The sequence below is a fragment of the Janthinobacterium lyxosi genome, assembly GCF_051380665.1.
Lineage (GTDB): Bacteria > Pseudomonadota > Gammaproteobacteria > Burkholderiales > Burkholderiaceae_D > Janthinobacterium.
Map to the genome: position 1 here is coordinate 15,811 of NZ_JBNYXM010000030.1, position 25,975 is coordinate 41,785.

Consider the following 25,975-nt stretch of genomic DNA (forward strand, 5'->3'; position numbering starts at 1 on the left):
CTTAGTTTCCTTTACCGGCAACGGCGGTGCTGCTGCTGGCCATGGCGGCCGCTGGCACGGCCTTGCCAGCCGTCAATTCCACTTTCTGCCCATCCTTGAAGGTCGAGCCCGGCGTGCGCAACACGGTGTCGCCGCTGGCCAGGCCGCTTTGCACTTCCCACTGGCCCGTGCGCACATCGCGCGCGCCGATGCGCAAGTTGACTTTATGCAAGGCCTTGTCCTTGACTTTCCACGTGTATGTGACGTCGCCCGCCTTCACCAGGGCCGAGTCGGGTATCATCAGCGCGCTGATGCTGTCCGTCTCGATGCGCCCTTCCGCATACAGGCCGGCCACGCGCGGTTGTTCCTTGTCATTAAAATCGACCAGCACGGCCACCTGGCGCGTGACGGCATTGGCGGCAGGATCGACGCGGCGCACCTTGCCCGCGAAATCCTGGCCTGGATAACCATTGATGCGGAACAACACGGGCTGACCCACCTTGACGACGCCGATCTTGTCGGCCGACACCAGGCCTTCGAGGCGCATGCTGGTTGGATCGATAACCTTGATCAATTCCTTGCCGATTTGCGCCGTATCGCCATTCGATACCTTGCGCTCGCTCACGATGCCGTCGAACGGCGCGCGAACAAGGGTGCGCTGCAGCTGCTGGCGGGCCTGGGCGGCGCGGCTCTTCGCAGCGGACAAATCGCTTTGCGCATTGTTGCGGCGGATTTCCGCGTCTTCCAGCGCCTGCGTCGACGTCATGCCCGAGGCGCGCAGGGTTTTCATGCGCTGGAACATGCGTTCGGACTGCTCCAGCACCTGGCTGGCGGCACGGCTGGCTTCCTCGGCCGAATTGAGGCTGTCGCGGATGGACGTTTCATCCAGGCGCACCAGCACGTCGCCCCGCTTGACGGCTTCGCCGTTTTCCTTCATGACCTGGATCACCACAGCCGACACTTCGGCGCGCAAGTCCGCATTGCGCTCCGGCTGCACGGAACCGGTGATGACGGGCCCCGACGCCAGCGCATTGCTTTGTATGGTCAGCAGGTCTTCCGGGGAGACCAGCAAATTGACGGCGGCGCCCGCCTGTTCCTTGGCGCCCTTGCCAGCGCCTTTGCCAGGATCTTTGGACTCTTTGCCGCAAGCGGTCAGGGCAGAAGCGATTGCCAGAACAAACAGGGTTTTGCGCAACATGGGTAATTCTCCGGATAGATAGCGCCGCGACCGTCCCGCCGGCCCGGATAGGGCTGCAGGCGATGGCAGGCATTTATTTTTATTAAAACCACAAGCGCCAAAGTATCCATGAGCGCGTCCGGGCATGTCAATCGGCGGTTTCCTGTAATGCTTTAATCAATGGATGAAACGTAGTTTTTACGCCCTGAAACGCAAAACCCCGCCTTGGGCGGGGTTTTGCGTTTCAGGGGGAAGGACGCTTAGCGGGCAAAGACGTAGTTGATCAGGAAACCGATGGCCACGCCCGTGCACAGGCCGCCGGTGATTTCCACCAGGGTATGGCCCATGCGCTCGCGCAAGGTCTTGTGCGCAGCGCTGGCCGCTTCCCCGGCCAGGCGGTTGATGGCCGCCGCCTGCTTGCCCACGTGCTGGCGCAGGCTGTTGGCATCGATGATGACGATGAACGCCAGGGTAACGGCCACGCCGAAGGCGGGATGGCCTATGCCTTCGCGCAGGGCGATCAGGGTTGCCATGCTGGAAACGACGGCGCTGTGGTTGCTGGGAAAGCCGCCATTGCCGACCAGCCCGAATGCCCATTGCCGCGTGCGGACACTGTTGATCAGGAATTTGATCGGTCCGACCAGGATCCAGGTGATCAGGGGCGTGACGAGGTAAGCGATATCCACGGAGTATTCCTTCTTATATGTCTGTAAAGTGTGCAAGAAACTGCGACCGCCAGATGGGCGCGCCGCAATTATCGCAGATCACCCGCGCCAGCAGAACTGTCTGTCGTCAGACTATAAAACGCCGCCCTCGGCGGCAACTAATATAAAATCATGGCACATACAACAATGGACGTATATCAACACTGAGTGCGGCGCGCACAGCGGCGCGGATAATCAAACGTCTTTCATACTTGCAACGGGGTCCTCATGCGGCATTTCAGAATTTCCTTTTTAGTCACTTTTATCCTGATGGCAGTGTCAGGCTGGTGGGGTTACAGCCATGGCGGCATGTCAGGCATGATCCAGGCGCTGTGGATCACAGGCGTGCTGGGCATCATGGAAGTGTCGCTATCGTTCGACAATGCCGTGGTGAATGCCTCGGTCTTGCGTCACTGGAATGAATTCTGGCAAAAACTGTTCTTGACGGTGGGTATCCTCGTGGCCGTCTTCGGCATGCGGTTGCTGTTTCCGCTGGTCATCGTTTCCGTCGCCACGGGCCTGGGCCTGGTCGATGTATGGACCATGGCCACCACCACGCCGGACGTGTATGCCAAGCACCTGACGGACAACCATGCGCAAGTGGCAGCCTTCGGCGGCGCCTTTTTGCTGCTGGTGTTCCTGAACTTCCTGTTTGACGACGAGAAGGAATTGCATTGGCTGGGTTGGGCCGAGGAAAAAGTCAACGCGCTGGGCACTGAAAGCCTGGCCGTGCTGATCACCATGGGCGCCGTCGCCGCCTGCGTGGCGATGGGGCCTGTGGATGAAAAATACAGCGTGCTCGCCTCGGGCGTCGTCGGCATTGCCGTCTACATCGGCGTAAACTGGATCAGCGGCTTGCTGGAAGAAGGCGAACCGGACTTGCAGGATGACGCAGAAGAAGGCACCGCGCCAGCGAAAAACGGCAATGGCGACCTGGTGAAAACGGTGGCGCGCGGCAGCATCGGCGGCTTCCTGTACCTGGAAGTGCTGGACGCCTCGTTCAGCTTTGACGGCGTGATCGGCGCCTTTGCCATCACCAACGACGTCGTCATCATCATGCTGGGCCTGGCCATCGGCGCCATGTTCGTGCGCTCGATGACGGTCTTCCTGGTGCACAAGGGCACGCTGGACGAATTCGTCTACCTGGAGCACGGCGCCCATTATGCGATCGGCATCCTCGCCTTGATCATGCTGGCGTCCGTCAAGTACCATATTCCGGAGTGGTTCACGGGCCTGTCGGGCGTGGCCTTTATCCTGGTTTCGCTGTGGTCGTCCTTGCGTTATCGCAAGCGGCACGCGGCACAAGCTTGATATCGGGGGTTCCGCCCCCAATTGAGAGAGTAATGGCACGAGCGCCTTGCGCTCATCCCATGAAGGCATGACAACGGGCCAGCCAGGCAAAACACGCCACCGGCCCGTTATTTGAGCTAAATTACTAAAGGAGCACCACATGGCAATCAGTTTGCAAAAAGGCGGCAACGTCAACCTGAGCAAGGAAGCACCGAACCTGAAGAAGATCATCGTCGGCCTCGGCTGGGATCCTCGTTCCACGGACGGCGCCACCTTCGACCTTGACGGCAGCGCTTTCCTCCTGAAAAGCGACGGTAAAGTCCGTGGCGACTCTGACTTTATCTTCTACAACAACCTGAAGTCGACCGACGGTTCCGTCGTCCACACGGGCGACAACACTACGGGCGAAGGCGACGGCGACGATGAACGCATCGAAATCGATCTGTCGCGCGTGCCGGCCGACATCGACCGCATCAGCGTCACCGTCACCATTCACGACGCCGACGCGCGCCGCCAGAACTTCGGCATGGTCTCGAAAGCCTTCATCCGCTGCCTGAACGCGGAAGGCGAAAAAGAAATCGCCCGCTACGACCTGTCCGAAGACAGCTCGACGGAAACGGCGATGATCTTTGGCGAAATCTACCGCTACAACGGCGAATGGAAGTTCAAGGCTATCGGCCAGGGCTTCAACGGCGGCCTGGGCCCCCTCGCACGCTCGTTCGGCGTCAACGCCTGATTTTTTCATGCGCTAAACGCAGCCGCCTGAATATCCTCAGGCGGCTTTTTTTTGGAGATTTATCATGCCAGTATTTAGTGTCACGGGCGACGTCGATCCTTTCCTCCACGTCAGCATGAAACAGGGCGAAACCATCTATTGCGAATCCGATGCGATGGTGATGATGGAGACGGCGCTGGACTTGAAAGGCAAGATGACGGGCGGCCTGGGCAGCGCCATCATGCGCCGCTTCGCGAATGGCGAATCGTTCTTCCAGCAGCATATCGAAGCGGTGCGCGGCAGCGGCGACTGCCTGCTCTCGCCCACCCTGCCGGGCGCCATCGAAGTGGTCGACGTGGGCGCGCGCCAGTACCTGCTCAACGACGGCGCCTTTGTCGCCGCCACCTCGGGCACGGAAATGAAAGTGCGCACACAAAGCATCGGCAACGCGCTGCTCGCCCAGTCGGGCGGCTTCTTCGTCATGGAGACCGCTGGCACGGGGCAAGTGGTGGTATCGGGCTTCGGCTCCATGTTCCAGCTCGACGTCGAGCCGGGCAAGGATGTCGTGATCGACAATTCCCACGTGGTCTGCTGGGACAATAGCCTGAAATACGAGATTTCCGTGACCACGGGCGGCGGCGCCAGCGGCGGCGGCATCGGCGGTTTCCTCGGCAATATCGTCAACAGCGTGACCAGCGGCGAAGGTATCGTGCTGCGCTTTTCCGGTTCGGGCAAAGTCTTCATCTGCTCGCGCAACCGCGACGCCTTCCTGAAATGGACGGCCAGCGGCAAGGCCGGCTGACCCCCTATCTAAGGCCAGGTTAAGTCTGGTTGCTTAGAATCCCCGCGCGCGCACCTGCGCGCGGCTTCCCTTATTTCCACCCGGTCCCCGTACATGCAAAGAGTCTGGTTCAACAAAACATTTTCCTCGGTCGGCACGGCCATGCGCCTGATCCGCGAGGCCGATATGGCCGCCACGGGCGGCCAGCCCCGCTATCACATCGTGTGCAGCAATACGAACGCGCATGCGGCGGCCTTTTTGTCGGCCCACGAATATGCGGTCGAACCGTCTGGATTGACGGGCCTCAATTATGTCGAGTGGTGCCTGGAATTTTGCCGCGACCGTAACATCACGATTTTCTGGCCCGGCAAGGAAGCGGGCCTGATCGGCAGCGCCAGCGCGCGCTTCGCCGCCCTCGGCACGCGCGTGCTCAGCGTGGCCAGTGAAGACACCCTGGCTTTGATGCATGACAAGGCGCGCTTCTGCGACGGCCTCGATCTGCCCATGGCGCGCCCGGCCGACTACCGTGCCGTCACGACCATCGCGGAATACGACGCCGCCTACGCCGAGCTGCACCCGCTGCATCGCAAGCTGTGCATCAAGCCTGCCGAATCCGTGTATGGCCTGGGCTTTGCCGTGCTCGATGAAGAGCGCACCAGCGCCCAGCTGCTGCTGGCCGGCGCCGCCTACCAGATCAATGCGCAAGAGTTGCGCAGCGGCCTGGCGCAGATGGAAACATTCAAGACCCTGCTGTTGATGGAATACCTCGATGGCCACGAATACAGCGCCGACTGCGTCGCCGACCAGGGCAAGCTCATTTGCGCCGTGCCGCGCAAGAAGCTGCACGTGGGCGGCAGCGGCCAGCTGATCGAACTGCGCGCAGATTTGCTGGCAGCCTGTGAAAAACTGGCGCGCGACTACCGCCTGAATGGCGTGTTCAACATCCAGTTCCGCGAGGGCGCCAACGGCCTGGCCTTGCTGGAGATTAACCCGCGCATGTCGGGCGGCATCGGCATGGCGTGTGCGGCCGGCCCCAACCTGCCCTACCTGGCGCTGGCCGGCTTCGACCAGGGCTACGACAAGCTCACCGTGCCCGCCATCCGTGCAGGCATGCGCGTGGGCGAAGCCGCGTACGCCGTGGAGCTGCCATGAATATCGTCAAGCAGCAGATGCCCACGGGCGAACTGACCCTGAAGGTGGACGAGGCGCGCTTTCCGCTGGACTGGCTGATCGGCTTTGCCGCGCGCGCCAACGCCAAGCGCGGCTTCCTGTTCCTGTCCAAGGTGCTGGGCAAGCACTGGCCCGTCACGCCGCGCGCCATGCAAGCCATCCACGACGACCTGGCCGCGCAAATTCCTCCCAGCCTGCCCGGCGCCGTGGTCTTCATCGCCATGGCGGAAACGGCCGTCGGCCTGGGCCAGGGCGTGTTCGAAGCCTGGCTGCGCGCCAATCCCAATGGCAAGGCGCTGTTTCTGCACAGCTCGCGCTACCGCGTGGGCACGGTGCCCTTCTTCGAATTCGAGGAATCGCACAGCCATGCGCCGCGCCAGTTTTTGCATTTGTCCGACTCTGCCAGCGCCCTGTTTTCCACGGCCCGCAGCCTGGTGCTGATCGACGATGAAGCGTCCACCGGCAACACCTTCGCCAACCTGGTACAAGTGTGCCGCGCGCGCTATCCGCAGCTGGAAAAGCTGCACCTGGGCGTGATCACCAATTTCATGGGCCAGGCCGCCAACGCGGACTTGAGCCAACGTTTCGGCCTGCCCACCAGCATAGGCGCAGCACTCTCCGGCCACTACGCATTCCAGGCCGGCGATGCGCCGGCGCCCGTGGCGGCCAGCGCACAGCGCTTCGAAGCGAATGCGGAACGGGGCGCCAGCCCCGCCTTCGGACGCATCGGCCTGAAACGCGCCTTGAGCCCGCCGCAAGGCCTGGCGGTGCAGCTGGCGCAGGAAATCGGCGCCGGCGACTCCGTGCTGGTGCTAGGCACGGGCGAATTCATGCACCCCTCGTTTTTGCTGGCGCGCGAACTCGAAGCGCTGGGCAAGAACGTGGTGGTGCAATCGACCACGCGCTCGCCGATTTTGTCGTGGGGCTCCGTCAGCCATATCGTCTGCTGCGACGACAATTACGGCGAAGGCATCGCCAATTACCTGTACAACGTGGCGCCTGGCCAGTACCAGCACGTTTTCATCTGCCATGAAACCCCGGCCAGTCCGGCCCTCATGCAACTCGCCGGCCAATTGAATGGCCGCCTGTTCCACTTTCAGTCAGAGACCAAAATTGAAGAAATTCCTGTTTGTTGATCTGGACGACACACTGTTCCAGACCCCGAAAAAATGCCCGGGCGAGACCGACCTGCAAGCAGCCGCGTACCTGAAAAATGGCGACGCCTGCTCGTTTACGACGGCGCGCCAGCGCGCCTTCTTTGAGTTTGCGCAAAGCGGCATGACCCTGATTCCCGCCACGGCGAGGAATGGCGACGCATTCCGCCGGGTCGACCTGCCGTTTACCAGCTACAGCGTGCTCGATTACGGCGGCATCGTGCTGCAGCCTGGCGGCGCACTCGATGCCGGCTGGCTGGCGCTGATGCAAAACGACATGCAGACGGCGCTGCCCGGCCTGCAGGACGCCATGCGCATCATCGACGATTTTCAGATCAAGGCGGGCATGCCCTCGCGCGCGCGCCTGATCGAGGATTACAACACGCCGTTCTACATCGTCGTCAAGGACCATGAAGCGCGCGGCGAACGCCTGGCCGACATCGAAGAACAGGTGCTGCAGCAGTGGATCGCAACAGAAGGTGCCGACTACTTCATCCACCGCAACGGCAACAACCTGGCCGTGCTGCCGAAGGCCTTGAACAAGGCGCGCGCCGTGGCCTACCTGCGCGCGGAACTGGAAGCCGAGCATGGCCCCATTGTCAGCTTCGGCATGGGCGACAGCCGTTCGGACGCCCGATTCATGGCCGCCTGCGACTACGCCATCATCCCCAACGGCACCCAGCTGGCGGCACTCACGGTGGCGGCGCTATGACCGAAGGCACGCAGCATTTCAGCGGCAGCTACCGCCAGGAGGACGTGGAATTTCTGCTCACGCCGATGGCGCTCGAACCGATCCTCGACCTGGCCGAAAAGGAGCGTTTGATCCAGTCAGGCCAGCGCCACTACAGCGAAATGCTGTCGCCGGAATCCCTGCCCTCGCCCGCCTACCTGGCGCTGTTCCAGAGCGCGTTTGCCGCCAACCGCCTGCAGATGGCGCGCGACTGCCTGCGCCTCGCGGCCCTGATCGCGGCACGCCGCACGGGTGCCATCACGCTGGTCTCGCTGGCGCGTGCCGGCACGCCCGTCGGTGTCATCCTCGGTCATTTGCTGCGCCAGGTGTTCCAGCGCGAGTGCAGTCATTATTCCATCTCCATCATCCGCGACCGCGGCATCGATGCGAATGCCCTCAAACACATCCTGGCGCAGGGCCACGGCGACGCCTCCATCGTCTTCGTCGATGGCTGGACGGGCAAGGGCGTGATTTCGCGCGAGCTGCGCCAGACAGTCAATGATTTCAATGCCGCGCAGGGCACGGCGATTGACGGCGGCCTGTTCGTGCTGTCCGACCTGGCCGGCACGGCCGCCTGCGCCGCGTCGTCGGGCGACTACCTGATCCCGTCGAGCATTTTGAATGCCACCGTCTCGGGCCTGGTCAGCCGCTCCGTGCTCAATGACAGCATCGGCGCCGACGACTTCCACGGCTGCGTGTACTACGCGCAGTTCGAGCAGCACGACCAGTCGCGCGATTTCGCCGACGGCCTGGTGGCCGACGCCATGGCCATTGCCGCCAGCAGCGGTATCCCGCTGGCCGAAGCGAGCGATGCGCCAGCCATGGCGGCCCGCTCGCAAGCCTACATGGCCGCTGCGCAGCAGGAATACGGCATCAGCGACATCAACCTGATCAAGCCAGGCATCGGCGAAGCGACGCGCGTGCTGCTGCGCCGCGTGCCCGAGCGCCTGATCGTGCGCGACACGAATGCGCCGGACGTGGCACATTTGCTGCTTCTGGCGCAGGAAAAAGCCATACCCGTCACAGTAGAACCGGCGCTGCCCTACCAGGCGGTCGCCCTTATCAGGAGCGCAGTCGATGGATAACAACTCCCTACACCCACAAAGTGAACACAAGGCGGCGCTGGGCGCCTCAATGTATGTGCCGGCCACGCACAAGGACTTGCTGGCGATCGCCAATGGCGACAAATTCAGCCATTTGCGCTCGGTCATTCTTTGCACCGAAGACGCCATCGCGGAACGCGATCTCAGTTACGCGCTGTTCAACCTGTCGCTGGCGCTGCAAAACATGTGCGACGAGTCGGATACCTTGCGCTTCGTGCGCGTGCGCAATCTCGACGTACTGGCGCGCGTGCTGGCCATGCCTGGCGCCGAGAAATTGAGCGGCTTCGTGCTGCCCAAGTCCACGCGCCACAACTTCGCCGCGTATTTCGAGCTGGTGCGCCACACGCACCATCTGCTGATGCCGACCCTGGAGACGGCGGAAGTGTTCGACGACGAAGAGATGAAGCAGTTCCGCCTCATGCTGTCGGCGCCTGAAGTGCGGCGCCGCGTCCTGGCCCTGCGCATCGGCGGCAACGATTTATTGGCCCTGCTGGGACTGCGCCGCCCCACCAGCGGCACCATTTACCAGACGCCGCTGGGGCAGGTCATCGGCCGCCTGGTCACCATCTTCAAGCCGCACGGCTTCCAGCTGACGGCGCCCGTCTTCGAGCACCTGTCGCAGGGCAGCTGGCTGGACGCCGAAGTGGCACAGGATATGGCGCACGGCATGATCGCCAAGACGGCCATCCACCCGGACCAGGTGCCGCAGATCGAGCGCCACTACCAGGTGGCGCAGTCGGACATCGAGCTGGCGCTGCGCATCATCGACCCGGACAGCCCGGCCGTGTTCCGCATGCAGGAATCGATGTGCGAAGTGGCGACCCACTCAAGCTGGGCGCAGCGCATCATCGAACAGGCGCGCCTGTTCGGCATCCGCCATGCGGCCGACAGCACGGCAGCCGCCGCCCCCCATTTGCATCACTCCTTGAATACTCAACTCTCCAGCGACGAAGGGACTGCACGACCATGACCAATTTCACACGCGGACAAAAAGGCAAACTGGCTGACCTGGGCTTGAATGGCCCGTTTGCCGTCACGCTCGATATCGTTTCGGGTTCGATGGAAGTGGACGTCAGCTGCTTCGGCGTCGATGCGGCCGGCAAGCTGTCGGACGACCGCTACATGGTGTTCTTCAACCAGAAAAGCGCCCCGGACAACGCCATCACGGTGGACTTGAACGGCCCCCGTTCCACCTTCCAGGTGGATCTGGCCCGCCTGCCCGCCTCGATCGACAAGCTGGTGTTCACGGCAGCGACGGAACAGGGCAGCATGCGCGCGCTGGGCAACTCCAGCATGGCGCTGGGCCAGGCGGCCACGTTTGCCTTCACGGGCAATGACTTCCAGGACGAGAAAGCCGTCATCATCGGCGAACTGTATCGCCGCGACGGCAGCTGGCGCTTCGGCGCCGTGGGCCAGGGCTTTGCGGGCGGCCTGGCGGCGCTGCTGAAGCACTTTGGCGGCAGCGAGGCGGCTTCTTCGTCCCCTGCTCCCGTGTCCACGCCAGCAGCGCCAGCACCACCGCCGGCGAATAAAATCTCGCTGTCGAAAATCCGCCTGGAAAAACGCGGCGACAAGATTTCGCTCGACAAGCGCGACAGCGGCGGCTATGGCCGCATCCGCGTCAACCTGAACTGGAACCAGAACGCGTCGCAAGGCCAGGCGCCCGCTTCGAAGCTGGACACGGGCTTCCTCGGCAAGCTGTTCAACAAGCCGGCCGGCCGCGCGGGCGGCATCGACCTCGATATCGGCTGCCTGTTCGAAATGAGCAATGGCAGCAAGAGCGCCGTGCAAGCGCTGGGCAACAGCTGGGGCGCATACGACCGTCCGCCGTACATCCACCTGGAAGGCGACGACCGCACGGGCAGCATCAGCAGCGGTGAAAACATCTTCATCAACGGCACCCATTTCGACCAGATCAAGCGCGTGCTCGTCTACGCTTTCATCTACGAAGGCGTGCCGAACTGGGCCGCGACGGATGGCATGGTGACGATCGAGATTCCCGGCCAGCCGACCGTGGAAGTGCGCCTCGACAGCGACAGCCAGCACGCCATGTGCGCCATCGCCATGCTGGAAAACCACGACGGCAACCTGCAGGTGACAAAATTGGTGGAATACTTCGGCGGCCAAGGTAAAATCACGGCGCACCAGGCCATGGACGAGCGCTACAATTTCGGACTGAACTGGAAAGCCGGACGGAAAGACTGAGTGTACGTCTCCACTAGCGGAAGGCTGGGGTCAGACCCGCCGGGACTCGGCGTCCCCGTCTGACCCGGGTTTTCTTCAATTTAATGATAAAAGTCAACATGACCCCTACGACCAAAAAAGTCACCTTCGCCTTCGCCATCTTCCTCGTGGCCGGCTTCCTGCTGCTGGCCGCCTACACCTGGATGGCCCTCAGCTTCTCGTACTCGGAAGGCGAACGGGCGGGCTACCTGCAAAAGTTCTCCAAACGGGGCTGGATCTGCAAGACATGGGAAGGTGAATTGCTGCTGACGGCGCTGCCGGGCACCATCCCGGAAAAATTCCAGTTCAGCGTGCGCGATGAAGAAGTGGCGAAGCAACTGTCGGCCGCGGCCGGCAAGCGCATCCTCGTCACCTACAGCCAGCACAAGGGCGTGCCGACGCAATGCTTCGGCGAGACGGAATATTTTGCCGACAAAGTCGTCTTGAGCCAGTAATACCGCAAGTCCAACAACTCCAGCAGCATCGCGCCGGCCAGCCCTTCCAGGGCCGGCGCCTCCCCCTAGGTGCAGTCAAGGTGCAAGATTCTTGCGCCATCGCATGACAAGCCGCCAGCCGCCAGCCGATCGTTAGCGTGATTCCCCCATCACTGGAAGCATCATGCGCCTACCATGCACCGTCCTGGCCCTGTGGGCCGCCTCGCTCTCCCTGTCCGCCCAGGCTCCGAGTCCTCACGTCCGTTCACCCTGGAATACCGGCGTGCGGCAGGAAGTTTTATACGTTCGAGCCTAGCGCGAACGCCAGACGGCACCTGCCTCGTTAGGCTGCGTCAAGCGCTCGATCACTTCGCGCGTCAAGCTGGCCGAGCTGACTTGTTCGGCTTTCGCGCGGGCGGCCGTCAAGGAGCTGGAAAAGACAGTTTGCGGCTGCTCCAGGCTGGCGCGCAGGGCGGCCAGTTCGCGCTCTTGCTGCTGCGCGCGCGCCGCGTCCAGTTCCAGCAACTGCTGCTTGGCGACCGCCATCGCGCGAGTCGTGTCGGCAGCCTTGCGCTGCAGGGCGGCGTGGGCCTGGGCACTGGCCAGCAAGGCTTGCTGCGAGGCCAGCTTCTCGCTGGCCGCCTGCTGCGCGGCCCGTTCCAGTTGCTCGCGCTGGCGCATGGCGTCGAGCGTCTGCTGTTCCAGGGTGGCGCGCGTTTCAGCGGCCGCCGTCGCCTGCTTTTCCGCTTCCAGGCGGCCGGCGATGGCTTGCGAGGCGCGTTCTTCGGCACTGCTGGTCTGGCGCTGCTGCACCAGTTTTTGCGCGATCAGCGCCAGCGACTCACGCTCGGCAGCGACGAAATCGCGCTCGGACGCCAGCAGCGCATCGGCTGCCAGGGCTTTTTCTACTTCCACGCGGGCGCGCTCGCTATGCACTTGCCCCAGTTCCACGGCCAGGCGCGCCTGCGCCTGCACGGCTTGCGCGGCAGCGGCTTTCTGCTCGCCTTCGACCAGCGCCTGGCCCATCAGGATGCGGATGGCGTCGGCTTCTTTTTGCGCCGCTTCCCGCAAGGCCTGTTCGGCCGCATGCTGGCCGCGCAGCAGTTCGGCTTGCGCGTCTTCGGCGGCGATGCGTTCCTGCGCCGCGTTGAACGCCAGCGCTTCCGCTTCCAATTTTTCTTTCAAGGCGGCGATGGCGGCTTGTTCGGCGGCCAGGCGCTCCTGCTCGGCTTGCAGCAGGCGCTGCGCGTGCTGCGCCTTTTCCTGCGCCAGTTGCGACGCTTGCGCCTGCGCAGCCAATGCAGCCGTGCCGGCGTCGACCTCGGCCTGCTCGGCGTCATTCTGGCTGGCGGCCAGTTCCGACGCCTGGCGCGCCAGATCGGCGCGTTCGTGCGCCAGGCTGGCGGCGCGCTGCTGCTCTTCCAGTTCACGAGCGGCTGCCACGGCGGCTGCCTGCTCGGCCACTTCGCGGGCTTTGGTTTCTTCGAGCGCTGCCGTTTCCGCTTCCAGCTTGGCGTGACCGGCGATTTCCGCATCCTGTTCAGCGGCCACGCGGGCCAGCGCCACGGCGCGCAGCTGGCGGTCCACCTCGATGCGCGCTTCGGTGGCGGCCAGGATGCGCACGTCGGCATCGCGGCGCGCCTGCGCACTGGCGACAGCGACCATTTCCAGGCGCTCGCGGTGGATGGCTGCGTCGCGCAATTCCTTTTCCGTCTGCAGGCGCAAACGCAGGGACTGCGCCGCATGGCGTTCCGATTCCGCCTGCGCCAAGGCGATGGCTTCGCGTTCCTGCTCCAGATGCGCCAGTGCGCGCGCTTCTTCCAGGGCGCGCACTTCGGCGGCGGCGCGGTTGAAGGCCGATTCCAGCGCGATCTGGTCGGCGCGCTCGCGCTGCACCGTCAAGTCCAGCGCTTCGCTCTCCGCTTCGGCCAGCATCTGCGCCGTCTGGCGCGCACCGTGCGCATGGCGCTCGCGTTCACGCGCCAGCACGGCGACTCGTGCATCGGCGGAGGCGATGCCCACCATTTCTTCCTTGGCCGCCTGCACGGCGGCGACGCGCTCGACGGCTTGCAGGCGCGCCTGTTCCGTCTGCACCTGCAATTCTTCGGCGGCGCGGGCCGCCTGTTCAGCCAGTTCCGACTGCACGGCCACCTGCTCGCTGGCGCGCAAGCGGCTTTCCTGTTCGGCGCGCGAACGCTGTTCGGCGGCCAGGCGGATGGCATTGTCGGACTCCACGCGGGCACGCAGTTCGGCCGTCTCCTGCTTGACCGCTTCCAGGCGGGCCACGCTGGCCTGCGCGGCGGCGCGCATGGTATCGAGACGTTCGCGGTTGGCAGCAATCGCTTCTTCAGCTGCCTGGGCATTCTGCTGTGCGGCGGCGGCAGCGGCCGCGTCGATGGCGGCGCGGTCCTCGGCCAGCGAGCGCACGCGCGCCTCGGCCAGCGCGCGGCTTTCGGCGGCGCAGGTGGCCCTCGCCTCCGCTTCCACGCGGGCAATCGCTTCGTGGATGGCTTTCAACTCCATTTTCTGGCGTTCGGCAGCGGGCGCCTTGCTGTCGGCTTCCGCTGCCGGCTCGCCTTGCGGCTCGGGCATCGCGGTGGCAGGAGCAGCAGGAGCAGCCGCTGGCGCCTCGGCCTTGCGCTCCAGGTCCTTGAAATCATGCAGCGAGACCATGCTGTCCTGGTCGAACTCGTCGTCGGCGGAATACGCGACGGTGAGGGAAACGGCCTGGCGCTGATTTTGCTGTGCTTGCATGATTTCTCGCTTATTCGGGTGAATTCCATTGCTATAGGAATTTATTAGCACCATTATCGAACAGGCATGCACAAATCAGCGCGGCAAGAAGAGCGCCTTTTACCGCCCTTTTCGGGGGTTCAGGTCAAACAGGCCACAATGGCGCCTCATCCATCAAGGCAACTTGCTCCCTGAGTTCCAGTATCCTGTCCTGCCAATAGCGCTGCGTGTTAAACCACGGGAAGGCGACGGGGAAGGCGGGGTCGTCCCAGCGGCGCGCCAGCCAGGCAGAGTAATGGATGAGGCGCAGGGTGCGCAGCGCTTCGACCAGGTACAGCTGGCGCGGGTCGAAATCGCAAAAATCCTCGTAACCGGCCAGGATGTCGCTCATCTGGCGCACCATGTCGCCCCGCTCGCCCGACAGCATCATCCACAGGTCCTGGATGGCCGGGCCCATGCGGCTATCGTCGAAATCGACGAAATGTGGGCCGGCATCCGTCCACAGCACGTTGCCGCCATGGCAGTCGCCATGCGTGCGCAGCACGGCCACGTCGCCCGCGCGGTCATAGCAGCGCTTGACGCCATCGAGCGCCTGCTGCGCCACGCTGGAATAGGCTGCCAGCAGTTCGGGCGGCAGAAAATTTCCTTCTAGCAAGAATTCGCGTGGCTCGACGCCAAACGTCTGGTGATCGAGCGCCGGCCGCTCCTTGTAGGTGGACAGCGCGCCGACGGCGTGGATGCGGCCGATGAAGCGCCCTGTCCACTCCAGCGTCGCCGGGTCGTCCAGCTCGGGCGCGCGTCCGCCGTGGCGGGGGAAGACGGCAAAGCGGAAGCCCTGGTACTGGTGCAAGGTGCTGCCATTGATCTCCAGCGCCGGCACCACCTGGATTTCGCGCTCGACCAGCTCGGACACGAACGCGTGTTCTTCCAGGATGGCGGCATCGCTCCAGCGCTCGGGGCGGTAAAACTTGGCCACCAGGGGCGCGCTGTCTTCGATGCCCACCTGGTAGACGCGGTTTTCGTAGCTGTTCAGCGCCAGCAGGCGGCCATCGCCGCGCAAGCCCACGCTGTCGAGGGCGTCGAGCACGCAATCGGGGCTCAAGGCGGAAAAGGGATGGACGGGCCGGTCGTCCTCGTGCGGCTGGTTTTCATTGTGCATAAGCGACATTGTAAGGCGCGCGCGGGCCGCCGGTGCAAACACTTCGGCGGCGCAGCCCAGCTAAGCGTATACTGACGGCTTACATTCAATCAAAGAGCAAGCCATGCAACTCGAACAGCCATTATCAGAAAAAGAATTCGACGAACTAGACCAATTCCTGTTGTCGGAGCGCTGCTCCGAGGACGCGATGACCATGGATATGCTGCACGGCTATCTGACGGCCGTCGCCATCGGCCCGGAACCGATCATGCCAGCCGAGTGGTTGCCGCGCGTCTGGGGCGAAGATGCCGAAGATGCACCGAAATTCAAGAACAGCAAGGAAGAAGAGCGCATCGTCAACCTGATCATGCGCTTCATGAACGAAGTGCTGGTGACGTTTGAAGTGGCGCCGAAGGAATTCGAAGCCCTGTTCGTCGAACACGACTACGAAGGCCAGACCCTGATCGACGCCGAAGCCTGGTGCTGGGGCTTCTGGGACGGCATGGAACTGCGTCCTGGCTCGTGGAGTGAAATCTGGGATTCCGAAGTGGCCGAGCTGATGCAGCCGATCTACCTGCTGGGCGCCGACGAAATCAAGGAAGAAGAACTGAAACTGGTGGAAGACCCGGTCAAGGCGCACAAGCTGGCGCAGGAACTGGAAGCAAACCTGCCGGCCATCCACCGTTTCTGGGTACCACGCCGCAAGGCTCCCGTGCAAACCATGAAGCGCGAAGAACCGAAAGTGGGCCGCAACGACGACTGCCCTTGCGGCAGCGGCAAGAAGTTCAAGAAATGCTGCGGCGCCGAGCCGGCAGCCGAGTAATACGCAAGCAGCCGAGTAATACGCAGCGAGTCAGCATTGAACGCCGGGCACCGTCCCGGCGTTTTGCATTCCCTTTTCCTGATTGCGCCCGCCCCGGCACTTCGCCTATAATTGCGAATAATTCTTATTTGCATTGCGACTGCATGGCAGCCGAACTCCTGGAGGCTTCCATGCCGCTGGCCAATCCCCTACCCACTACCGACACCCCGGTGCAGGCGCTGTATGGCGCCCACCATGGCTGGCTGCTGGGCTGGCTGCGCAAGAAACTCAACAACCAGCCGCAGGCTGCCGACCTGGCACACGATACGTTCGCGCGCCTGCTGGGCACGTCGACGCCAAGCCACCCCGGCGCGCTGGCGTTGCGCTCGCCGCGCGCCTACCTGACCACCATCGCGCGTGGCCTGATGATCGACAGCTTCCGCCGCGCCGACCTGGAACAGGCCTACCTGGCCGACCTGGCTGCCTTGCCGCCGGCGCTGCATCCATCGCCAGAAGAACGACTGGTCGCGCTCCAGATGCTGGAAGCGGTGGGCCGCATGCTCGACGCCATGACGACGAAAACCCGTCAGGCCTGGCTGCTGAGCCGCCTCGACGGCCTGCCCCATGCTGATATCGCGGCGCAAATGAAGGTGTCCGTGCCGCGTGTGCGGCAATACCTGGCCACTGCCGCGCGCCTGGCCTATCAAGTGCAATTCGGCGAGGGCGGCTGACATGCATGACCATGCTCCCGTGCCTGCCCGCGTGCTGGAACAGGCGATCACCTGGCAGTTGCTGCTCGGCTCGGGCAACGCCAGCGATACCGAACGGCAGGGTTTGCAGGCCTGGCTGGCGCAGGCGGCGGACCACGCGCGCGCCTGGCGGCAACTGGGCGAAATCGACCAGCGCCTGGCGCCCGCCGCTGGTGCGGCTACCCGCAAGCTGCTGCTCAAGCGCGGCAAACGACGGCTGGCGCAGCCCGCGCGCGTGGCCGCTGCCGCAGCGCTGGCCGTCATGCTGGCCGCCGGCATGGGCAGCATCCATCACGTGCAGCCACTGGACCTGCTGGCCGATTACCATACAGGCACGGGTGAACGCCGGAGCGTGCTGCTGCCCGACCAAAGCGTGCTGCACCTCAATACCGGCAGCGCAGTCGACCTGGCATTCGACAGCCGCGAGCGCGGCGTGATGCTGCGCAGCGGCGAGATCGCCATCGATACCAGCCACAGCGGCAACAACGGCGGGCGTCCCTTTATCGTCCACACGCCGGACGGCAGCCTGCGCGCGCTGGGCACCAGTTTCATCGTGCGCCGCCTCGACGAGGGCGGCACGCGCCTGACGGTGACGCGCTTTTCCGTCGCCGCCCGCCCGGCCAGCTGCGCGCCGCAGCCGCAAGTGCCATGCGCCCAGGAGCGCATCGTGCGCCAGGGCGAAACCGTGCGCCTGCATGACGGCGTGATCGGCTTGCCCGTCCCGGCCGACGGCAATGCCGACGCCTGGAAAGACGGCATGCTGGTGGTGGAGAACCAGCCGCTGGGCGCCGTGGTGGACGAAATCGCCCGCTATCACCACGGCTACCTGCACGTGACGCCCGAGGCGGCTCGCCTGCGCGTGAGCGGCGCCCTGCCGCTGGCCGACAGCGACGCCGCGCTGCTGGCATTGAGCGCGGCCGTGCCGGTGGAAGTGTCGACCACGGCCCGCTGGTGGAGCACGGTGCGCCTGCGGGATGAAAACAAATAGTCATACTGCCCTCTCACTTTTGCGATCTGGCACGGCAAGGAAGGGAAGCACCATCTTTTTCCCTTTTTCTGGAGTCGCGCCGTGTCCTTGCCCTTCCCATACCATCCCCTGTTTGCCGCCGTCCTCGTGGCGAGCGGCGCCGCCGCACTGGCGCCGCTGTCCGCCCTGGCGCAAAACCGTGACGCCACCCAGGCCGTGCAGGAATACGATATCCCCGCCGGCGCGCTGGCCGCCAGCCTGAATAAAATCGCGCGCCAGGCCGGCGTGGTGCTGACCATGGACGCCACCCTGGCGGCCAACCGCAGCGCCGCCCCCGTGCGCGGCCGCTACGATACGGCGCAAGCGCTGCGGCTGGCATTGTCCGGCAGCGGCCTGGAACTGCTGCGCACCGAGGTGGGCGGCTATACGCTGCGCGCGTCCGCGTCCGCCTCGGCCGGCCCAGGCAACGCGCGCGACGCCGTCATGCCCGAAGTGACCGTCAGCGGTGCGCAGGATGACGCCCTGCCCGGCGCCTATGCGGGCGGGCAGGTCGCGCGCGGCAGCAGCCTGGGCGTGCTGGGCACGCGCGACGTGATGGACACGCCGTTTGCCGCCACCAGCTACACGGAAGAACTGCTGCGCAACCAGCAGGCGCGCAGCCTGGCCGACGTGCTGGCCAACGACCCGTCGATCGCCAGCGGCTGGCCGCGCGACAGTTATATCGACCAGCCCCACGTGCGCGGCTTCAACGTGCTGGCCGAGGACATCAGCTACGGCGGCCTGTTCGGCGTAGCGCCGGCCACCAAGATCCCCATGGAAACACTCGAAAGGGTGGAAGTGCTGAAAGGCACCTCGGCCTTCTTGGCCGGCATCGCGCCCGGCGGCAGCATCGGCGCCATCATCAACCTGGTGCCCAAGCGTGCCGGCGACGAGCCGCTCACGCGCCTGACGGGCAGCTACGACTCGCGCGCGCAGTTCGGCGCCCACCTGGACGTAGGCCGCCGCTTCGGCGTCAACAAACAGTTCGGCGTGCGCGCCAACGCTGTGTACCGCGACGGCGAAACGGCGCTGAAGGGCAGCGACAAGACCATGGGCACGGCCAGCCTTGGACTCGACTACCGGGGCGGCGCCCTGCGCGCTTCGCTCGACCTTGGCTACGACCACCTCGACATGCGGCGCGGCGGCTGGTGGTATTTCCTCGAGTCGAACGGCTTCGACATCCCCAAGCCACCCGCGCGCAACACCACGCAACAATGGAACTACGCCAAATCAACCACCGAATTCGGCATGGCGAGGATCGAATACGATCTCGCGCCCGGCCTGACGGCCTACGCCGCGCTGGGCGCCCAGCACGCGCAGCAGGACAAGTTGTCGCCCGAACCCATCATCGGCAACAGCGCGGGCGACTTTACCGAATACTTTTCATCGCGCCCCTCGCTGACCAAGTCGCGTTCGGGTGAGGCGGGCTTGCGCGGCGTCTTCAGGACGGGCGCCATGACGCATGAACTGCATGCAGGAGCCAGCGGCACGTGGCAGAAAATCTACAGCGCGCGCGAATACAACGGCGAACTCAACTCCAATCTGTATGCGCCCGTGTTCGTCGATGAACCGGTATTTGTCAGCCGCCTGGGCGCACTGCCGCTGACGTCGCAGAGCACTCTGACCAGCTTTGCCATCGCCGACACCATCACCATGCTGGACGGCCGTTTGCAGCTGATGGGCGGCGCGCGCCACCAGCGCGTCGACGTGGCCAGCTACCGCAACGGCGTGAAAACGGCATACGACAAGAGCGCGCTGACGCCGGGCGTGGGCATCGTCTTCAAGCCCGTCGCCAACGTGTCGCTGTACGCCAACAGCATGCAGGCGCTGAACAAGGGCCCAGTGGCGCCCGACATGGCCAGGAACGCCGGCGAAATTTTCTCTCCCTTTAAAAGCCGCCAGTACGAGGCGGGCGTGAAGATCGATACGGGCGACTACCTGACCACCGTCAGCGTCTTCCAGGTCAAGCAGCCCAATGGCCAGCTCGACACCGCCAGCATGGTCTACGGCCTGTTTGGCGAACAGCGCAACCGGGGACTGGAAGCATCCATAGTCGGCGAACCCGTCAAGGGCTGGCGCGTGATGGCCGGCGCCATGCTGCTCGACGCCGTGCTGACGGCCACCCCGCAAGGCAAGTTTGATGGCGACAAGGCGCCCGGCATCTCCAGGCTGAATATCAATCTCGGCTCGGAATGGGATGTGCCATTCGCGCCCGGCCTGACTGTGACGGGCAGGATCACGCATGCCGGCTCGCAGTATGCCGGCTCGGGCAACCTGCAGCAGATCCCCGCCTGGACCATCCTCGACCTGGGCGCGCGCTACACGCTGCGGCTGCAGGACCTGCGTCCGGTGGTACTGCGGGCTAACCTGGACAATGTGTTCGACCGCCGCTATTGGGCCTCGGCCGCGGGCGTGGGCGGCGGCTGGCTGAACGTGGGCAGCCCGCGCAGCGTGCGTTTCTCGGCCCAGGTGGATTTCTGAAGCGGCGGCAGGGCGCTATAATTGCCGCATGAAACTCCCCGACCTGAACCTGCTCGTTGCCCTCGATATCCTGCTCGAGGAAGGCAGCGCCGTGGCCGCCGCGCGGCGCATGAACCTGAGCGCGCCGGCCATGAGCCGCACCCTGGCGCGCATCCGCGACGCCATCGGCGACCCCGTTTTCGTGCGCTCCGGGCGCGGCCTGGCGCCCACCCCGCGCGCGCTGGAATTGCGCGAGCAGGTGCGCGGCGTGGTGGAGCAAGCGCATGCCGTCTTCACTTCCGGCCGTGAAATCGACCTGCGCACGCTGGAACGCACCTTCAGCCTGTGCGCCAACGACGTGTTTGTCGGCGCCTACGGCGGCAAGTTGCGCGACCTGCTGGCCAGCCATGCGCCGCACACGGTGCTGCGCTTCGTGCCCGAAGGCGATGGCGCCACGGAAAACGACGCCCTGCAGGCGGGCCGCATCGACCTGTACATCAGCGCGCGGCGCGCCTTTGCGCCGGACATCAAGCTGCAGCAGCTGTTTTCCAGCGGCTTTGTCGGCATCGCCCGCAGCGACCATCCGATCTTCGTCAGCCCCCTCAACCTCGACAGCTTTACCGAATACGAACATATCAGCGTCTCGCGGCGCGGCCTGGCGCGCGGTCCCTTCGATACCGCCCTGGCCGAGCGGGGCTACACGCGCAGGGTGTCGCTGATCACGCCCAATTTTCAGTCGGCCATTTTCGCCGTGGCCGATTCGCGCCTGCTACTGCCCCTGATGCCCACGCCCCTGCTGCCCATCGTCGAGCGCCTGGGCTTGAGCCTGCGTCAATTCCAGCTGCCCATTCCCGTCGACAATGTCGACGTGTTCCAGGCCTGGCACCCGCGCCTCGACCACGACCATGCGCACCGCTGGCTGCGCCGCATGATCAAGGAGCTGTGCAGCAACGCGCCGGGCGCATAGGGTCTGAGCCTAATCATCATTGCGCCAGACGCAACTCAGACTTCATCAATGATCAATTTTCATACTATTTAGCGCTACCTATACTGCGTGGACTGATTCTCATCCACGGAGTTCCCTGTGCCTGCTGTACTGCTACCCGGCGCCGTCCCGACGACGGTGCTGTCCCCTTCCCCACCACCGGCCACGCCACCTGCACCCGCCGTCTTCGGCCCGCGCCTGGCCACGGGCCTGGCCGGCGTGCTGCTGGCCGTGCTGGTGTCCGGCCTGAATGAAAACATCACCAAGGTCGCGCTGGCCGACATCCGCGGCGCCATGGGTATCGCGCGCGACGACGCCAGCTGGCTCGTCGCCCTGTATGCGGCCGCCTCGGTGTCGGCCATGGCGTTTGCGCCGTGGTGCTCCGTCACCTTCTCGCTGCGCCGCCTGACGGCCACCGCCATCATCGTCTGCATGGCCGCCGGCCTGCTATGCCCGTTCGCGCCGAATCTCTCCGTACTGATATTCCTGCGCGTGGTGCAGGGCGCGGCCGGCGGCGCCCTGCCACCCATGCTGATGACAGTGGCGCTGCGCTTCCTGCCGCCGAATATCAAGCTGTATGGCCTGGGCGGCTATGCGCTGAGCGCCACCTTCGGCCCCAGTCTGGGCACGCCGCTGGCCGCCTTCTGGACCGAGTACCTGGGCTGGCAATGGGCGTTCTGGCAAGTCGTCCCGGGCAGCATCGTCGCCCTGCTGATGGTGTCCTGGGGCTTGCCGCAAGACCCGCTGCGCCTGGAGCGCTTGCGCCAGTTCGACTGGCGCGGCCTGCTGCTTGGCCTGCCCGCCATCAGCATGCTGGTGATCGGCATGCTGCAGGGCGAGCGCCTGGCGTGGTTCGCCTCGCCGCTGATCTGCGTGCTGCTGGGCGGCGGCCTCCTGCTGCTGGTGCTGTTCTTCATCAACGAGTGGTCGCATCCGCTGCCGTTTTTCAAGCTGCAGCTGCTGTCGCGGCGCAACCTCAGCCACGCCCTGCTGACTCTGGGCGGCGTGCTGTTCGTGCTGCTGGCCGTGATCCTGATTCCCTCGTCCTACCTGGCGCAGGTGCACGCCTATCGCCCGCTGCAAACGGCGCCCATGATGCTGATGGTGGCGCTGCCGCAGTTGATCGCCCTGCCGCTGGTGGCCGCCCTGTGCAATATCCGCGCTGTCGACTGCCGCTGGGTGCTGGCCATCGGCCTGGCCCTGCTGGCCCTGTCCTGCGTGCTGGGCGCGCGCATGTCGCCGGACTGGATCCGCACGCATTTCTACCTGCTGCAAGCGGTGCAGATCTTCGCCCAGCCGATGGCCGTGATTCCCTTGCTGCTGCTGGCCACCACGGGCCTGGCGCCGCAGGATGGCCCGTTCGCCTCGGCCTGGTTCAACACCATCAAGGGCATGTCGGCCGTCGTCGCCACCGGCGTGCTCGATGCGCTGATCACGCGCCGCAACCATTTTCATTCGACGGTGCTCAGCGAGCGCCTGGGCAACCTGCCTGGCGCCATGGACGTAGCGGGCCTGGGTTCTGGCCTGAGTGCGCGCATGCATGCGCAAGTCGTCACCCTGACCTCGTCCGACCTGTACCTCATCGTGGCCGCCATCGCGCTGGCCATGATGTTGATCATCCCCATCCTGCCGACGCGCGTCTATCCGCCGCGCGCCGCTTGAGTTTTCATTTTTACGAAAGAGCCTCATCATGAATGTCCCCATCCTGCGCTCGCGCGCTTTTATCCTCGGCCTGGCCCTGCTGGCCTGCGCCCTCGCCTTTTGCGCCTGGCGGCTGCTGTTTGCCCCCGGCGACGAACAAACCACCGACGACGCCTTCGTCAGCGCCGATTACACCGTGCTGTCGCCCAAGGTGGGCGGCATCGTGCAACAGGTGCTGGTGGAAGACAACCAGGGCGTGACGGCGGGTCAGCTGCTGGTACGCATCGACGACCGCGACTACCAGGCCGCCGCCGCCTCGGCCCGCGCCGAGGTAGCCGGCGCCGAAGCGCAGTTGGCGAATGCCCGCGCCACCTTGCAGCGCCAGCAATCGGTAATCGAGCAAGCCACCACCCTGGTCGACGCCAACCAGGCGGAAGACAAACTGGCGCAGCAGGAGCTGGCCCGTTCGCAGCACCTGGCAGGCCAGGGCGCGGGCAGCGTGCAAAACGCGCAGCAGGCGCAATCGCGCTTCGACGTGAGTCGCGCGCGCCTGGCGCAAAACCGCGCCGCCCTGGTCTCCACCCGCAAGCAGACGGAAATTTTGCAAGCGCAGCAAGGCGCGGCCGAAGCGGCCTTGCTGCGCGCCCGCGCCAGCCTGCAACGGGCAGAACTTGATTTGTCGCATACGCAGCTGCGCGCCCCCATCGACGGCATCGTGGGACGCCGCGCCGTGCGCGTTGGCGCCCTGGTGGCTCCCGGCGCCAGCCTGATGGCGGTAGTGCCCCTGAATCGCAGCTTCGTCGTCGCCAACCTGCAGGAAACCCAGCTGACCCACGTGCGCCAGGGCCAGCGCGCCAGCATCGCCGTCGACGCCTATCCGGGCGTGCTCCTGCACGGCACGGTGCACAGCATCGCGCCCGCCACGGGCGTGACGTTTGCCGCCATCGCGCCGGAAAACGCCACCGGCAACTTCACCAAGGTGGTGCAGCGCATCCCCGTCAGGATCGCGCTCGATCCGGGCCAGGATGGCGACCGGGACCGGGGCACCCGCCTGCGCGTGGGCATGTCGGCCGAAGTGCGCATCGATACGGCCATGCGCCGTCAAGATATCAAACAGGTGAGCGCGCGATGAAAGCACTGATCTTCATCACAGCCCTGGGCCTGGCCGGCTGCGGCAGCGTCGGCACTGACTTCCAGCGCCCGCACAACGATCTGGGACAGCAATGGCGCCAGGCGGAGGATGCCCGTTTCGCCGCACAGCAGGGTGGCGCCCTCGAGCAGCGCTGGTGGGACAGCTTCGGCGACACGACCCTGTCGTCCTTGCTGCAGCGCGCCGCCGACGCCAACCTCGACGTGCTGGCAGCGGCCAGCCGGCTGCAACAAAGCCGCGCCGCGCGCGGCGTGGCCGGCGCCGCGCAAGGCCAGTCCCTGGGCGCGAATGGCAGCTATGGCCGCGCGCGCAACAGCGAACAAGGCTTGAGCGACCCGTCGCGCAACAACGGCCAATCCGCCTACAGCCTGTGGCAAAGCAATCTCGATGCGGCCTGGGAGCTGGACTTGTGGGGCCGCGTGCGGCGCGAAGTGGAAGCGGCCGACGCCAGGGTCGAGGTGGCCCTGGAAACGCAGCGCGGCGTGCTGCTGGCCGTGCTGGCCGAAACGGCGCGCGACTACATCGAGCTGCGCGGCGCACAGCAAACCCTGTCCATCACAGAACAGTTGCTGGCGACCGCCCGCCATACCCTGGACTTGACCCGCATTCGCCTGCAGGAAGGCGTGGCGACGCAACTCGACGAGGCCGAGGCGGCGGCCCACGTGGCCACCATCGAAGCGCGCCTGCCGCCGCTGCAGCAGCGCGAAGCGCGCCTGGGCAATGCCCTCGCCCTCTTGCTGGCGCTGCCGCCGCAGTCCTTGCAGGCGGAACTGGCGGCGGGCAAGGACATTCCGGCCGTGGCCATGCAGGTGCAGCTGGGCGTGCCGAGCAGCCTGGCCGAACGGCGCCCCGACATCCGCCGCGCCGAAGCGCAGCTGCACGCGGCCACGGCCAGCGTCGGCGTGGCGCAAGGCGATTTTTATCCACGCATCACCCTCTCGGGCAGCGTCGGCCTGCAAGCGATGCAGCTGTCCGACATCGGCTGGGACGCCAAGCGCTTTGCCTTCGGCCCCGGCTTCAGCGTGCCCCTGTTCGATGGCGGCCGCCTGCGCGGCAATCTGCAATTGCGCGAAGCGCAGCAGCAGGAAGCGGCCATCGTCTACCGACAGACCGTGCTGGCCGCCTGGCATGAGGTGGAAGATGCGCTCTCGGGCTACCAGGCCAACGCCCGCCGCCAGGCCAGCCTCGATGAAGCCGTCAAACAGGGACGGCGGGCGCTGGGCAGCGTGGAGCTGCAATACCGCCAGGGCGGCACGGACCTGATCAACGTGCTGCATGTGCAAAACACGCTCTTGAACAACGAAGCGGCGCTGGTCGACAGCCGCGCCACCGCTTCGCTGTCGCTGGTCCAGGTCTACAAGGCGCTGGGCGGCGGCTGGCAAGCATTTTCAACCACCTCGCAAGGAAACACGCCATGAAACCGAATCCCGCACACTTTTCCATCCACGACGTCAGCGACTTTCCCATCGTGCGCTTTCGCCCTGAAACGGCCGTCAACGGTTATGCCCCGCTGTGGGAAAACGACATGGACGCCCTGCTGCGCCATGGTGTACCGTTCGTCATGCTGTTCGAAGAGGAACGCAGCGATGAAGCACACATCGACCGCAAGCGGCGCGGCCTGTGGCTCAAGCACAACAAGGTGGCGCTGGCCGCCATATGCCGGGGCCTGGTGTCGGTCGAGGCGGATGCGGAACAGCGCGCGCGCCTGCAGGCGATGGCGGCCGGCGCCATGAAAGCCTTCGGCATCGTGCAGGAAGTGGCCGCCACGCGCGAACAGGCCGAGGCCCTGATGGTGTGGCTGCTGGGTAGCGGCCAGATGGCGCGGCCGCGCGCGGCGGACGTGTGGTGAGC

Annotated in this window: 23 protein-coding genes; 19 read left to right on the forward strand and 4 right to left on the reverse strand. The window is 65.0% G+C overall.

The genetic code is table 11. The features are described from left to right. Nucleotide 1 precedes the first annotated feature (1 nt). Nucleotides 2–1,177 (reverse strand): efflux RND transporter periplasmic adaptor subunit, encoded by a 1,176-nt coding sequence (locus tag ACQ4WP_RS23755; RefSeq protein ID WP_436524942.1) that lies wholly within the window; start codon nt 1,175–1,177, stop codon nt 2–4. A gap of 239 nt (nt 1,178–1,416) precedes the next feature. Continuing rightward, nucleotides 1,417–1,842 (reverse strand): divergent PAP2 family protein, encoded by a 426-nt coding sequence (locus ACQ4WP_RS23760; RefSeq protein WP_436524944.1) that lies wholly within the window; start codon nt 1,840–1,842, stop codon nt 1,417–1,419. Nucleotides 1,843–2,088: 246 nt separating this feature from the next. Here ACQ4WP_RS23760 and ACQ4WP_RS23765 point away from each other — a divergent pair, with 246 nt between their 5' ends. The 10 genes from ACQ4WP_RS23765 (at nt 2,089) to ACQ4WP_RS23810 (ending at nt 11,481) form a co-directional block, all read left to right on the forward strand. After that, complete coding sequence (locus tag ACQ4WP_RS23765) at nt 2,089–3,171, forward strand: DUF475 domain-containing protein (protein WP_436524946.1); 1,083 nt, start codon at nt 2,089–2,091, stop codon at nt 3,169–3,171. A 139-nt stretch (nt 3,172–3,310) separates the two neighbouring features. Further along, entirely contained in the window at nt 3,311–3,886 is a 576-nt protein-coding gene (locus ACQ4WP_RS23770; protein WP_128140103.1) for a TerD family protein, read from the forward strand. Nucleotides 3,887–3,950: 64 nt separating this feature from the next. After that, nucleotides 3,951–4,667, forward strand: a complete 717-nt coding sequence (locus ACQ4WP_RS23775) for a TIGR00266 family protein (RefSeq protein ID WP_436524948.1) — start codon at nt 3,951–3,953, stop codon at nt 4,665–4,667. A gap of 93 nt (nt 4,668–4,760) precedes the next feature. Beyond that, nucleotides 4,761–5,798 carry an ATP-grasp domain-containing protein gene (locus ACQ4WP_RS23780; protein ID WP_436524950.1) on the forward strand — a complete coding sequence of 346 codons (1,038 nt, stop codon included), beginning with the start codon at nt 4,761–4,763 and terminating at the stop codon, nt 5,796–5,798. Further along, complete coding sequence (locus ACQ4WP_RS23785) at nt 5,795–6,952, forward strand: phosphoribosyltransferase domain-containing protein (RefSeq protein ID WP_436524952.1); 1,158 nt, start codon at nt 5,795–5,797, stop codon at nt 6,950–6,952. Before ACQ4WP_RS23780 ends, ACQ4WP_RS23785 begins: the two co-directional genes overlap by 4 nt. Next, nucleotides 6,930–7,682, forward strand: coding sequence for an HAD family hydrolase (locus ACQ4WP_RS23790; protein ID WP_436524954.1), 753 nt, complete (start codon nt 6,930–6,932; stop codon nt 7,680–7,682). Before ACQ4WP_RS23785 ends, ACQ4WP_RS23790 begins: the two co-directional genes overlap by 23 nt. After that, nucleotides 7,679–8,785 carry a cysteine protease StiP family protein gene (locus tag ACQ4WP_RS23795; protein WP_436524956.1) on the forward strand — a complete coding sequence of 369 codons (1,107 nt, stop codon included), beginning with the start codon at nt 7,679–7,681 and terminating at the stop codon, nt 8,783–8,785. The genes ACQ4WP_RS23790 and ACQ4WP_RS23795 overlap by 4 nt, the downstream gene beginning before the upstream one ends. Next, entirely contained in the window at nt 8,778–9,773 is a 996-nt protein-coding gene (locus tag ACQ4WP_RS23800; RefSeq protein ID WP_436524958.1) for an HpcH/HpaI aldolase/citrate lyase family protein, read from the forward strand. The genes ACQ4WP_RS23795 and ACQ4WP_RS23800 overlap by 8 nt, the downstream gene beginning before the upstream one ends. Next, nucleotides 9,770–11,008 carry a TerD family protein gene (locus ACQ4WP_RS23805; protein WP_436524960.1) on the forward strand — a complete coding sequence of 413 codons (1,239 nt, stop codon included), beginning with the start codon at nt 9,770–9,772 and terminating at the stop codon, nt 11,006–11,008. Before ACQ4WP_RS23800 ends, ACQ4WP_RS23805 begins: the two co-directional genes overlap by 4 nt. Before the next feature lie 98 nt (nt 11,009–11,106). Continuing rightward, nucleotides 11,107–11,481: a DUF8785 domain-containing protein gene (locus ACQ4WP_RS23810; protein ID WP_070224711.1), complete on the forward strand. Its 375-nt coding sequence runs from the start codon at nt 11,107–11,109 to the stop codon at nt 11,479–11,481. Nucleotides 11,482–11,772: 291 nt separating this feature from the next. Here the strand turns inward: ACQ4WP_RS23810 and ACQ4WP_RS23815 are convergent, their stop codons facing one another. Continuing rightward, nucleotides 11,773–14,214: a coiled-coil domain-containing protein gene (locus tag ACQ4WP_RS23815; protein ID WP_436524962.1), complete on the reverse strand. Its 2,442-nt coding sequence runs from the start codon at nt 14,212–14,214 to the stop codon at nt 11,773–11,775. Nucleotides 14,215–14,338: 124 nt separating this feature from the next. Beyond that, nucleotides 14,339–15,352 carry a serine/threonine protein kinase gene (locus tag ACQ4WP_RS23820; protein ID WP_436524964.1) on the reverse strand — a complete coding sequence of 338 codons (1,014 nt, stop codon included), beginning with the start codon at nt 15,350–15,352 and terminating at the stop codon, nt 14,339–14,341. A gap of 103 nt (nt 15,353–15,455) precedes the next feature. Here ACQ4WP_RS23820 and ACQ4WP_RS23825 point away from each other — a divergent pair, with 103 nt between their 5' ends. The 9 genes from ACQ4WP_RS23825 to ACQ4WP_RS23865 all read left to right on the forward strand — a co-directional run bounded on the left by ACQ4WP_RS23825 (nt 15,456) and on the right by ACQ4WP_RS23865 (nt 25,973). Then, nucleotides 15,456–16,154 (forward strand): UPF0149 family protein, encoded by a 699-nt coding sequence (locus ACQ4WP_RS23825; RefSeq protein WP_071078834.1) that lies wholly within the window; start codon nt 15,456–15,458, stop codon nt 16,152–16,154. A 143-nt stretch (nt 16,155–16,297) separates the two neighbouring features. Then, nucleotides 16,298–16,864, forward strand: coding sequence for a sigma-70 family RNA polymerase sigma factor (locus tag ACQ4WP_RS23830; RefSeq protein ID WP_436524967.1), 567 nt, complete (start codon nt 16,298–16,300; stop codon nt 16,862–16,864). A gap of 1 nt (nt 16,865) precedes the next feature. After that, entirely contained in the window at nt 16,866–17,870 is a 1,005-nt protein-coding gene (locus ACQ4WP_RS23835) for a FecR domain-containing protein (RefSeq protein WP_436524969.1), read from the forward strand. A gap of 81 nt (nt 17,871–17,951) precedes the next feature. Then, a complete protein-coding gene (locus ACQ4WP_RS23840) occupies nt 17,952–20,369 on the forward strand; it encodes a TonB-dependent siderophore receptor (RefSeq protein ID WP_436524971.1) in 2,418 nt (805 codons plus the stop codon). A gap of 28 nt (nt 20,370–20,397) precedes the next feature. Next, on the forward strand, nt 20,398–21,315 hold the full coding sequence (locus ACQ4WP_RS23845; RefSeq protein WP_436524973.1) for a LysR family transcriptional regulator: 918 nt from the start codon (nt 20,398–20,400) through the stop codon (nt 21,313–21,315). 117 nt (nt 21,316–21,432) lie between these two features. Continuing rightward, the gene (locus tag ACQ4WP_RS23850) at nt 21,433–22,995 is read left to right on the forward strand and encodes an MFS transporter (protein WP_436524975.1); all 1,563 of its coding nucleotides are present in this window, start codon (nt 21,433–21,435) and stop codon (nt 22,993–22,995) included. A 28-nt stretch (nt 22,996–23,023) separates the two neighbouring features. Next, nucleotides 23,024–24,106 (forward strand): HlyD family secretion protein, encoded by a 1,083-nt coding sequence (locus ACQ4WP_RS23855; RefSeq protein WP_436524977.1) that lies wholly within the window; start codon nt 23,024–23,026, stop codon nt 24,104–24,106. After that, nucleotides 24,103–25,542, forward strand: a complete 1,440-nt coding sequence (locus ACQ4WP_RS23860) for an efflux transporter outer membrane subunit (protein ID WP_436524979.1) — start codon at nt 24,103–24,105, stop codon at nt 25,540–25,542. The genes ACQ4WP_RS23855 and ACQ4WP_RS23860 overlap by 4 nt, the downstream gene beginning before the upstream one ends. After that, on the forward strand, nt 25,539–25,973 hold the full coding sequence (locus ACQ4WP_RS23865; RefSeq protein WP_436524981.1) for a hypothetical protein: 435 nt from the start codon (nt 25,539–25,541) through the stop codon (nt 25,971–25,973). The genes ACQ4WP_RS23860 and ACQ4WP_RS23865 overlap by 4 nt, the downstream gene beginning before the upstream one ends. Nucleotides 25,974–25,975: the final 2 nt, after the last annotated feature.

What these genes read in the sequence shown, in the direction of transcription:
- ACQ4WP_RS23755 (WP_436524942.1), bottom strand. Translation starts at nt 1,177, where the DNA reads ATGTTGCGCAAAACCCTGTTTGTTCTGGCAATCGCTTCTGCCCTGACC.
- ACQ4WP_RS23765 (WP_436524946.1), top strand. Translation starts at nt 2,089, where the DNA reads ATGCGGCATTTCAGAATTTCCTTTTTAGTCACTTTTATCCTGATGGCA.
- ACQ4WP_RS23770 (WP_128140103.1), top strand. Translation starts at nt 3,311, where the DNA reads ATGGCAATCAGTTTGCAAAAAGGCGGCAACGTCAACCTGAGCAAGGAA.
- ACQ4WP_RS23775 (WP_436524948.1), top strand. Translation starts at nt 3,951, where the DNA reads ATGCCAGTATTTAGTGTCACGGGCGACGTCGATCCTTTCCTCCACGTC.
- ACQ4WP_RS23780 (WP_436524950.1), top strand. Translation starts at nt 4,761, where the DNA reads ATGCAAAGAGTCTGGTTCAACAAAACATTTTCCTCGGTCGGCACGGCC.
- ACQ4WP_RS23785 (WP_436524952.1), top strand. Translation starts at nt 5,795, where the DNA reads ATGAATATCGTCAAGCAGCAGATGCCCACGGGCGAACTGACCCTGAAG.
- ACQ4WP_RS23795 (WP_436524956.1), top strand. Translation starts at nt 7,679, where the DNA reads ATGACCGAAGGCACGCAGCATTTCAGCGGCAGCTACCGCCAGGAGGAC.
- ACQ4WP_RS23800 (WP_436524958.1), top strand. Translation starts at nt 8,778, where the DNA reads ATGGATAACAACTCCCTACACCCACAAAGTGAACACAAGGCGGCGCTG.
- ACQ4WP_RS23805 (WP_436524960.1), top strand. Translation starts at nt 9,770, where the DNA reads ATGACCAATTTCACACGCGGACAAAAAGGCAAACTGGCTGACCTGGGC.
- ACQ4WP_RS23810 (WP_070224711.1), top strand. Translation starts at nt 11,107, where the DNA reads ATGACCCCTACGACCAAAAAAGTCACCTTCGCCTTCGCCATCTTCCTC.
- ACQ4WP_RS23815 (WP_436524962.1), bottom strand. Translation starts at nt 14,214, where the DNA reads ATGCAAGCACAGCAAAATCAGCGCCAGGCCGTTTCCCTCACCGTCGCG.
- ACQ4WP_RS23820 (WP_436524964.1), bottom strand. Translation starts at nt 15,352, where the DNA reads ATGCACAATGAAAACCAGCCGCACGAGGACGACCGGCCCGTCCATCCC.
- ACQ4WP_RS23825 (WP_071078834.1), top strand. Translation starts at nt 15,456, where the DNA reads ATGCAACTCGAACAGCCATTATCAGAAAAAGAATTCGACGAACTAGAC.
- ACQ4WP_RS23830 (WP_436524967.1), top strand. Translation starts at nt 16,298, where the DNA reads ATGGCAGCCGAACTCCTGGAGGCTTCCATGCCGCTGGCCAATCCCCTA.
- ACQ4WP_RS23835 (WP_436524969.1), top strand. Translation starts at nt 16,866, where the DNA reads ATGCATGACCATGCTCCCGTGCCTGCCCGCGTGCTGGAACAGGCGATC.
- ACQ4WP_RS23845 (WP_436524973.1), top strand. Translation starts at nt 20,398, where the DNA reads ATGAAACTCCCCGACCTGAACCTGCTCGTTGCCCTCGATATCCTGCTC.
- ACQ4WP_RS23855 (WP_436524977.1), top strand. Translation starts at nt 23,024, where the DNA reads ATGAATGTCCCCATCCTGCGCTCGCGCGCTTTTATCCTCGGCCTGGCC.
- ACQ4WP_RS23860 (WP_436524979.1), top strand. Translation starts at nt 24,103, where the DNA reads ATGAAAGCACTGATCTTCATCACAGCCCTGGGCCTGGCCGGCTGCGGC.
- ACQ4WP_RS23865 (WP_436524981.1), top strand. Translation starts at nt 25,539, where the DNA reads ATGAAACCGAATCCCGCACACTTTTCCATCCACGACGTCAGCGACTTT.